This is a genomic window from Roseibium hamelinense, from assembly GCF_007830545.1.
GTDB classification, from domain to species: Bacteria; Pseudomonadota; Alphaproteobacteria; order Rhizobiales; family Stappiaceae; genus Roseibium; species Roseibium hamelinense.
This window is the reverse complement of the sequence record NZ_VLLF01000014.1, coordinates 40,469-49,541: the sequence shown is the minus strand read 5'-3', so window position 1 is coordinate 49,541 and position 9,073 is coordinate 40,469. Positions and strand designations below refer to the sequence as shown.

Here is a 9,073-nt window from a genome sequence, read left to right as displayed (position 1 = left end):
TCTTCCATCTTCTGAGCAAGCTCTACGAGCGCACCAGCGTCATCATCACCACCAATCTGAGCTTCTCGGAATGGGCATCAGTCTTTGGGGACGCCAAGATGACCACCGCACTGCTCGACCGGCTCACCCACCACTGCCATATCCTTGAAACCGGAAACGAAAGCTTCCGCTTCAAAAACAGCACCGCAAATCAGGCCGACAACGAAGGGAGGAAACCAAAATCTTGACCACGGCGTAACTGCCGTTCCATACACAAAAGGCGGGTCAATTCTCGGTGGAAATACCGGGGCAGTTCTCGGTGAAAATCAACACTCAGGCGTCCATTGAAGCTTTCAACGAAGCCATTCTGCATTGGCTTGCCCGGGGCGATGTAGTGCCATTCCACGCCTCGATCTTGCTGCCATGTGAGCATGGCGTTTGACGTGAGTTCGGGGCCGTTATCGCTGATGATCATCAAGGGGTAACGGCCACGACTTTCCGCGATCTCGTCCAGTTCCCGTGCGACCCGGGCTCCGGAGATCGAGTTGTCGACCACCGTTGCCAGGCATTCGCGGCTGAAGTCATCAATGACACACAGGATCCGGAACCGGCGTCCGTCAATCAGGGCATCAGAGACGAAGTCGAGAGACCAGCGTTGATTGGTGGCTTGCGGCACAGCCATCGGCGCTCGCGTTCCCAGGGCTCGTTTCCGACCACCGCGCTTGCGCACTGTGAGGCGCTCTTCCCGGTAGATCCGGTAGACCTTCTTCCAGTTGGCCTCGATGCCTTCACGCTTCAGCAGGATGTGCAGCCGGCGATAGCCAAAGCGCCGTCTCTCCGAAGCCAATTCCTTCAGCCTCTGACGTAACCCGGCATCATCGGATCTCGTCGACCGATAGCGGTAAACACGCGGATCGATGCCAACCAGCCCACAGGCGCGGCGTTGCGAATAGCCCTTGGTCTTGATTGCGCAGCTCACGGCAGTCCTCCTTGAGCCAGGCGTTAGAAGTTTTTTCCGAGCATCTCGCGGAGCGTCGACACATCCATCATCGACCCCGCGAGTAGCTTCTTCAGTTTTGCGTTCTCTTCTTCAAGGGACTTCAGCCGTTTGGCATCGGACACCTCCATGCCGCCGTACTTCGAGCGCCACTTGTAAAAGGTCGCATCGCTGACACCGTATTTGCGGCAAAGCTCGGCGGCTGAAATGCCCCGCCTGATGTTCTTTCAAAATGCCGATGATCTGTTCTTCGGAAAACCTGGATCGCTTCATCGTCTGTTTCCTTCAATTGGGAACAGACTAACCTCAAAACGAGGAACTTTCAGGGGAACTGGTCAATCCTAATCGGACCCGTTCCCTCTGAAGCAAGGGGTATCAAAAGGTTGCGGAATTTGCTTGGGTCAATGGGATCGGTCATGTATCACTCATCTAAGATACTATTCACTTATTGGTCTGGAATGAATGGCTCCCAAGTCCGCAGTCACCAGCTTAGCTAAGACCTGTGAGGCCATCGCGAATGGCCGTTTCGATGACGTTGACGACCTTTATCAAGTCATCACAGACACTGAAAGTCCGGAGGATATTCGGGCGCTTGCGGAGAGTTTTGCCGGAATGGTGGTTCAGGTAGAGGCCCGTGAATTCCATTCGAGTCAATTAATTTCCGATCTCCAGGCCACCAAGCGGAAACTAGAAGCCGCGGAACAAAGACTACGTAAAGAAAACGTGGTTTTACGATCCAAACTTCAAAAGTATGATGTTGCGTATGACAAGGACGAAGCTGCTTCCGAGGTCGAGAAAGTTGCTGAATCCGAGTACTTTAAGAACCTTCAGGCCCAGGCACGGTCATTGCGGGCGCGGTTTAAATCTACCTAGATCGAGCGTGGCGAGACATTCGTGACAAAGATTATTTCTACCCATTCCTACCGAGGCGGAACCGGTAAATCGAATGTTACAGCCAATATCGCAGCTGCCTTGGCTCTAAGGGGACATAAAGTAGGAATAGTAGATACCGATATTCAGTCGCCCGGTATTCATACTCTTTTCAAAATGGATCTGAACACGGTCCACAACACGCTGAACAATTTCCTGTGGGGCCATTGCCGCATGGTTGAAGCAGCACATGATGTAACAGCTGGGGTGGTAGACGGAAACGGCGCTCAAATCCTCGGTGAGGCAGGCCAATTATTTCTCGTACCGTCCTCGATCAAGACCGGTGAAATCGCGCGGATACTAAAAGAAAAGTATAATGTCGAGGATTTAAATCGCGGTTTCATCGAACTCTGTGATTCTCTTGATTTAGATTATTTACTTATCGACACCCATCCCGGGGTCAATGAAGAAACGCTTTTATCAATCGCAATCTCAGACACCTTGTTGCTCATTCTGCGACCGGATATTCAAGACTATCAAGGCACTGCGGTCACTCTTGAGCTTGCACGGAAACTGGAGGTCCCGCAGCTGTTTCTTGTAGTAAACAAAGCGCTCGACACCTTTGACTTCCAAGATCTTTCGCAGAGGATTTTTTCCAATTACCGAACGCCGGTTGTCGCCGTTCTTCCGTTGACGACCGAACTTATCCAAATAGGAAGTACGGGCCTGATCCGGACCCTGCAGCCGAATCACTCATTTACCTTGGCTATTGAAAGCATTGTAGACGCAATTGAATAGCGCTACCGATTTGCTGCTAAGGTCGCGAAAACTGATCCTGAAACAGGGCCGCGGTTTTTGTCCGGGCTTCGCGCTCGAATTGAAGTGCTCCGGTGATGGCTTCAGCGGCCGATTCCGTTAGACCATCGATTGGTCTCGGTGCCACTCCGTTTTTGGCAGCCTCCAGAGCGGGTTGCATGCCGAACGGGTGCGTTCCACTAAGCAGTTGATACGCAATGCATCCAAGAGCGAAGATGTCGTCACGCGGATCGCGCTCTGCGCCAGCCAGCATTTCAGGGCTTGCATAAGCGGACGTCAGCGCTTCCTGAATGACCTCCGACGGTTCGGCTGCTTTAGCGGCTGCCGCCAAGCCAAAATCAAGCAATTTGGCACTCTTGTCTCCCGAAATGAAGACGTTTCCGGGTTTCAGGTCAGAATGGATGACATCTTGACTATGGGCATAGGCTAAACCGCTGCATATGCCTTCTATGATTGTTCGGCAGTCTTCCATTGGACGGCCGCGCCCGATCGATTGAGCCAAATACCTGTCGAGGGGTTTTCCTTTTAGGAGCTCCATAATAATGAAAGCTTCCGAACCGTCTCTGTCAAAATCAAATACAGTGGTAATATTCGGATGCGCGAGAGCCTGAGCCTTCCGCGCTTCTGCTTCCATTAAGCGCAGCGCTATGGCGTCGGTTCGAAGGACTTCGTTGAGCAGCTTGAGAGCAACATATGGCTCATTGTGACCTGCTTCGAGCCGCCTTCTATCAACAGCGGAATAGACGACCCCCATACCGCCGCGGCCAATCTCATCGTCAAGCACAAACCGATCTCGCAGGATCGACCCTATTCCAGCGGTTGCGGCACTGGAGCCGGCCAGATCCTCCAGCGACGCAGGGCCTTTTGATTGCCCTGCCGCTGCGCGGCGTGCATCAGACCGAAGGCGCGCGCTGCGAAAACTTGTCAGGTAATTGTCAACTTGCTCGGATGCCGGGTAGCCTGATTGCCCTGTGTCACCACTTTCGCGCGCCTTCCGAAACTCTTTAAAACCGCCAACAAGTGAACCAAGTACGACATCGTCCACCCGCTCTCGCATTTCCTCGCCAGCTGTTGCCGGTGATTTCATGAGATACGGCAAGGGCGGAAGAAGCTGTTGTCCAGACCTATTGGGAGATGACGCATTCGCTGGCGCGGCGGTGGTTGCGCCATTGGGTATGGTCGGAGGGTCAAGATCATCCTCCGACTCTTGAGTTTGGTCGGCCGCAGAAAACGGTGCTGTCGTTTGCTCGCCGGATGAGGAAGCCGCCCCTCCAATATTTGGTAATTGACCGATGATGATCTGGCCGAGGTCTTGAGGCAACTTGCCAAGCTCTACCGCCTCACGAATCGTTTTGTGACTTTCTAAAGCGTGAGTGTCTGACTTCGTTGCGTGGTCCCTCAATGCACGAAGCAGATCATCGTAGCTCAGACGGCCACCAAGAAACGCCTGAAGAACATCAGGCATCTCCGCCGAAGTTTGCGCGGCTTTTTGAGCCTTTGATTTAATGCCTAAGAATTTCAGCGCCGTAGCTTTCACGTTTGCATGGAACTAAGACGTTGGTCTTGTGATGTTGTAGCGGTTGAGCTTTTCAATAATCGTTCGGCGGCTTACGTTGAGCCTGCGCGCCACGTTGCTCTTGTTCCAGTTAGCTTCGCGCATTTTTGCCTCTATGACCAGCGCTTCATATTGGCCGACGATAGACTTGAGGTCCCCATCAGGAATGGTTGGAGGCATCCGTCCGCTCGATCCTTCGGCGGGACCGATCAATTCCGGCGGCAAATGCTCCATTTGAATCGGATAACCTTCCTCAGCCATAAGCCTAGCACGATCAAGGATGTTTTTGAGCTCGCGGACGTTGCCCGGATAACTCCAGCACATTAACGCCTCGATGGCCTCGGCAGAAACCACAGGCACTGCTGTCTTCGCCTTTGCTGCGCCTTGCTTCAGGAAGTGGTCCATGAGTTTTGGAATGTCCGACGGGCGTTCGCGCAAAGGGGGAAGATTGATTGGGAAAACGTTCAATCGATAATACAGATCTCGGCGGAATTCTCCTTGTTCGATTTTCTCTTCAAGGTTTACGTTTGTTGCGCCAACGATTCGGACATCAACAAACTCGGTCTTCGTGGCACCGACCCTGCGAACCTCCCCTTCCTGAAGCAGCCTCAAAACTTTGGCTTGGAGAGCCAAGGGCATGTCGCCGATCTCGTCGAGGAACAATGTTCCGCGATGAGCTTCGTGTGCAAGCCCTTGCTTGTTCGTTCCTGCGCCGGTGAAGGCCCCTTTGACGTGTCCGAACAGTTCGCTTTCCAAAAGTGCTTCAGGAAGAGCTGCGCAATTTTGAACAACAAATGGTTTGTCCGATCGGTCACTCGACTGGTGGATAAAGGCGGCCATCATCTCCTTTCCGGTGCCAGTTTCACCTCGCAGCAGAATCGGAACGTCTGAGTTCGCTGCTTTCCGGATCAAGTTAATGGCTTTTTCGATCGGAGGGCTATCGCCAATTAATCCTTGAGGTTTTTTGCGCGGCGGCGTGGAAATTCTCGTCTGAGAGGATGCTGTTTGTTTTGGAAGTTCAGAAAGATACTGATCAAATTGCTTCTTCATACGCCGGTTTTCTTCCAATATCCGGGTATTCCAAATGCAAATGCCAGCGTGAATGGTAAGAGCCCGTAATTGTTTCAGTCCTTGCTCTGACACCTCACTTATCTGCCCGGAGCTGTTGCGCGTGTTGATCAGCTGCAAGATACCCACTGACCGGTCTTTCAAAACGGTCATTGGAACGATGAGCAACGACTTGGTAGCGGTGCCACCTAGCCTGTCATCTGCCTTTAGTCCGGTGAAATCATAGCCAACGGCTGCGTTTACATCGGCAATATTGATTGGGGTCCCGGTCGACACAACCAAAGCAGCGGGGAGCCTTAGGTTTGGCATCCCGTCGGCTCCATAGATATCGATGTGGTCCTGTGTTGGCAGACACGTTCCGCCGGCAAACCCCTTGGCCGCGGTCCGGTGTAGGTGCCGGCCCAGCGTATCGAGTGTATATATAGATCCGCTTTCGGCTCGGGAGATTTTCAATGCGGAATCTAGAACCAAATCCAAGACCGTCTCCAGCCTTTCTGCTCCGGCCAATGCCTCTGTGAGCTCCAAAAGGTCGTCGAGCATCTAGAAAACCCTCAAATCCCGGGAAGGCGCGAGAGCAAATATTGATGCCCCATCGTTTTCCTCGGATGGCGTCTTGATTCATTGCCTGGCAGTCATGGCCATAGGCAAGCTGACTGCCAGGCAACAATGGCTAGGACAATGTGTAGGTAAAATGACCCGGCGCACCCACATCGATGGAAGCCTTGGTAAAATCGGTATCCTCGCCGCCCATCTGAGTAAGAAGTTCGGTCGACAACTCCGGCAAAATGGTCCGGTTGACAATGTGGTCAATGTTCCGTGCGCCGGTCTCGACCTCTGTACACCGTGCTGCAATGGAAGACACAACGGCATCCGAATAGACGAGTTCCATTTTCTGGTTCTCCCGAAGCCGTTTTCCAACCTTGTTCAGTTTCAAGCGGACGATCTTTTCAAGCGGCTCTCCGATAAGCGGATAAAATGGCACAATCTGCATGCGTGCCAAAAGGGCTGGTTTGAAGTGCGCGCTTAGAACCGGGCGGCAAGCTGCAACCAACTCGTCAGCATCAGGTTTGTCCGGAAGGCTTCCCATCTCGGTCAAAACATCAGTGGCAAGGTTGCTGGTCAAAACAACGATTGTGTTTTTGAAGTCGATTTGGCGGCCCTCACCATCAGAAAGGACGCCTTTGTCAAAAACCTGATAAAACAGGTTCATTACCTCGAGGTCGGCTTTTTCAACTTCATCAAGCAACACGACCGAGTAGGGCCGCTGGCGGACCGCTTCGGTTAGAACGCCGCCTTCACCATATCCGACATATCCCGGAGGCGACCCGACCAGTTTGGAGACTGTGTGCTTTTCTTGAAACTCGGACATGTTAATCGAAATCAGGAAACGCTCGCCGCCAAAGAGCTGGTCCGCAATTGCAGTTGCAAGTTCTGTCTTACCAACACCAGACGGACCAACGAATAGAAACACACCCATTGGCGCATCGGGGTTCTGAACGCCAGCCTTGGCTGTGCGCAGCGCTTCGTCGACCGCTTGGATCGCGTGGTCCTGACCGATGACCCGAGCTTGAAGATTTTGCGAGAGCTTCAGAATGGAATCAGCTTCGTTTTCGACCATCCGTCCGAGCGGGACTCCCGTCCAATCGGAGATGACCTGACCGATCGCTTCCTCGGTTACCTCAAAAGACACGAGAGGGTCACCTGCCTGAGCCGCCTTCAAGTCTGCTGATATTTGAGAATAGTGGGATTTCATCGCGTCGGTGTCGATCGGTTGTGGAGCATCACAACCTTGTTCGGCTTCCTTGTTTGGCGCCTCGTCCGCATCGGTAGCAGCACCAGCATCAGAACCTCCTTCTCCATCTGGGGCCTCTTCCACTGGTTCGTCACCTTCCAGAGTCAGGCCGAGGTCATGCCGCAACTTCAATATCTGATGAACGAGATCGAGCTCCTTTTGCCAGCGGTCGCTGAGTTCCGCTATCTCGGCTTCTGCTTCTTTGATTTCACCTTCAATTTCGGCAACTTCTAGATCATCAGTCGAGAAATCGGCTTGATGGTCCCTATTCAGGGACTCAAGGGCACGATTGAGTTCGCCAAGCCGTTTTTCTTTGAGTTCAATGATAAAGGGCTTTGAGGAAAGAGAGAGCTTCACCCGGGCGCAGGCAGTATCCAGAACATCAACTGCCTTATCAGGAAGCTGACGTCCGGATATGTAGCGGGCAGATAACTTTGCAGCCGCAACGACCGCGCTGTCGCGAATATATACGCCGTGATTTTTCTCATATGCTCCCCTCAAGCCACGCATGATCGTAATGGCTTGTTCCGGGCTCGGTTCGTCCAATTTCACCAACTGGAAGCGCCGTTCCAAGGCGGGGTCTTTTTCAAAGTACTTTTTGTATTCACTCCAGGTGGTTGCAGCCACTGTGCGCAATTCACCGCGCGCCAGAGCAGGCTTCAGAAGGTTTGCCGCGTCAGCGCCTCCGGCTGAACCGCCCGCTCCAATGAGCATATGCGCTTCGTCAATGAACAGAATGATCGGCTTCGGAGAGGATTTGACCTCGTCGATGATACCCTTAAGACGGTTTTCAAATTCGCCTTTTACGCCGGCACCCGCTTGCAGCATACCAAGGTCGAGACCGATTAGCTCAACATTTTTGAGCATATCCGGGACATCGCCCTGCGCGATTTTAACTGCAAGCCCTTCGACGACAGCAGTCTTTCCGACCCCGGGTTCGCCGACGCAGATCGGATTGTTCTTGCGCCTGCGGCCGAGCACATCGATCATTTGCTGGATTTCGCGATCCCGACAGAAAACCTGATCAATTTTCCCTTCACGCGCGGACTGGGTGAAATTGGTGCAGAAGCGGGCGAGGGCGCTGTCCGGGCTCATGCCCGGTGCAACTGAAGCAGTCTTGTCGTCTCCGCTGGTAGAAGCCGTCAGGCCTGCAGTTGTCTCCTCTGATTCCGCGAGGATGTCGGGGAAGTCCTTTTTGAACTGTGCCAGTGTCACCCCTGAAAAAAGGTCAAGCCAGCGCGCATCACCGTATCTGTTCGGCTGCGCAAAGGCCGTTGCAAATAGGGTGCCTGAACGAACTTGGTCCAGATCAAACTCGACAGAGCTGATGAGCCACGCATCGGATATCCACTCGATGAGAAGCGGCGAAAACACCGGGCGTCCCTGGTTTCCCCGTTTCATCTCTTCAAGAACTCCGTGAAGTTCCTTTTTGAAACTTGCAGGATCAACCTCGAAATGGCGGCATGCGCTTTGAATGTCATGCTGGCTGTCTTCTGCAAATACATGCAGAAGGTGTTCGATCGCCACTTCATAGTGCCCGCGGGTCACGGCCAAACCGGCGGCAGCCTCCAGAGAACGGCGGGAATAGGTGTTGAGGCGGCCGATAAGGCGTCTAAGATCAAGGTCCAGCACGGGCGTGTCCAATCTTGAAATTTAGTTTAATGACTTGAATGCCCGTTCCGGGCGCTGCGATGCAGGGTGATCAAGGATTTATCTATCCGGATCCAAAAAACCGATGAGCCATGACTGTCCTCCCAACCCTTGTCGAATACCGAAACGTAAACGAAACAATTCGTATGTGGTATGACAGAATTCTTTCGATGATCCTCCAAGTTAACGATTCGGGACGATAAAGCGCATCATTCATTGACGGTTCTTGCATATTAAGTTTTCGTAAACCTTCAGTGTTCAGTAGCAAGTTTTTAAAAATCCGCGATAGAAGCTGGCCTCCACACGCGTCTCCTGAAATTACAAAAATTCAGAAAAAACAAAGAGA

Annotated in this window: 6 protein-coding genes and 1 pseudogene; 3 read left to right on the top strand and 4 right to left on the bottom strand. The window is 52.7% G+C overall.

Features of this window, described 5'->3' with window-relative positions; all coding sequences use genetic code 11:
- Positions 1–227 (top strand): ATP-binding protein (locus JM93_RS21145; RefSeq protein WP_170230792.1); only part of this gene is annotated, 227 nt, incomplete at its 5' end.
- Positions 228–292: 65 nt separating this feature from the next.
- Here JM93_RS21145 and JM93_RS21140 read toward each other — a convergent pair.
- Positions 293–1,249: pseudogene (locus JM93_RS21140) on the bottom strand (IS3 family transposase); the annotation flags it as partial.
- A gap of 189 nt (positions 1,250–1,438) precedes the next feature.
- On the opposite strand from JM93_RS21140, the gene JM93_RS21135 reads away from it, so the two are divergent.
- Positions 1,439–1,849, top strand: a complete 411-nt coding sequence (locus JM93_RS21135) for a hypothetical protein (RefSeq protein ID WP_145347616.1) — start codon at positions 1,439–1,441, stop codon at positions 1,847–1,849.
- Positions 1,850–1,870: 21 nt separating this feature from the next.
- Positions 1,871–2,644 (top strand): MinD/ParA family ATP-binding protein, encoded by a 774-nt coding sequence (locus JM93_RS21130; RefSeq protein ID WP_145347614.1) that lies wholly within the window; start codon positions 1,871–1,873, stop codon positions 2,642–2,644.
- A gap of 16 nt (positions 2,645–2,660) precedes the next feature.
- Here JM93_RS21130 and JM93_RS21125 read toward each other — a convergent pair whose 3' ends face one another.
- The 3 genes from JM93_RS21125 to tssH all read right to left on the bottom strand — a co-directional run bounded on the left by JM93_RS21125 (position 2,661) and on the right by tssH (position 8,709).
- Positions 2,661–4,127: a serine/threonine-protein kinase gene (locus tag JM93_RS21125; protein ID WP_145347612.1), complete on the bottom strand. Its 1,467-nt coding sequence runs from the start codon at positions 4,125–4,127 to the stop codon at positions 2,661–2,663.
- Positions 4,128–4,211: 84 nt separating this feature from the next.
- A complete protein-coding gene (locus tag JM93_RS21120) occupies positions 4,212–5,825 on the bottom strand; it encodes a sigma-54-dependent Fis family transcriptional regulator (protein WP_145347610.1) in 1,614 nt (537 codons plus the stop codon).
- Between the two features lie 130 nt (positions 5,826–5,955).
- On the bottom strand, positions 5,956–8,709 hold the full coding sequence (gene tssH, locus JM93_RS21115; RefSeq protein ID WP_145347608.1) for a type VI secretion system ATPase TssH: 2,754 nt from the start codon (positions 8,707–8,709) through the stop codon (positions 5,956–5,958).
- Positions 8,710–9,073 lie beyond the last annotated feature (364 nt).